Annotated in this window: 1 protein-coding gene and 1 pseudogene; both read right to left on the bottom strand. The window is 71.0% G+C overall.

Translation table 11 applies throughout. The features are described from left to right. Window positions 1–293: acyl-CoA dehydrogenase family protein (locus RNB18_RS51390; RefSeq protein WP_311720980.1), on the bottom strand; the 293-nt coding region annotated here is incomplete at its 3' end. After that, a pseudogene (locus RNB18_RS51385) lies at window positions 290–473 on the bottom strand (dimethylsulfone monooxygenase SfnG); the annotation flags it as partial. The pseudogene RNB18_RS51385 and the gene RNB18_RS51390, both read right to left, overlap by 4 nt.

The raw sequence follows: 473 nt of genomic DNA, 5'->3' as shown, positions 1-473 counted from the left end.
TGGTAGCCGAGGAGCTGCCCGATGGAGCCGTCGGCCTTGGCGACCTCGCGGATCACCCGGTACGCGGTCGTCCAGTCCTGGCCCCCGCCGCCGTGTTCGGCCGGGCCGAGCAGGGTGACGAGCCCGGAGTCCTTGAGCAGCTGGACCTCGGTGTACGGGGTGGCGCCCGCCTTGTCACGGGCGGCGGCGTCGGTGGCGAGGATCGCGGCGACCTCGGCCGCGCGCTCGATCCAGCCCCGGGGGCTGTCGGGGGCCGGGAGGGTCTTCCACTGGGTGGGCGCTGCGGTGATCATGAGAGACCTTTCGGGGAGAGGGGGGCGGGGTGTTCTTCCAGCTCCCGTACGAGGGGGAGGACGTTCTTGCCGAAGTACTCGACCTCCTCGTGGTAGTGGAGGAAGCCGAGGAGGAGCAGGTCCACGCCGAGGCGCTTGTAGGCGACGATGCGCTCCGCGATCTGTTCCGGGGTGCCGATC

Source organism: Streptomyces doebereineriae (assembly GCF_031845645.1).
Classification (GTDB): domain Bacteria; phylum Actinomycetota; class Actinomycetes; order Streptomycetales; family Streptomycetaceae; genus Streptomyces; species Streptomyces canus.
Note: the sequence above shows the minus strand (reverse complement) of the source record. Positions and strands in the feature narration are given on the sequence as shown.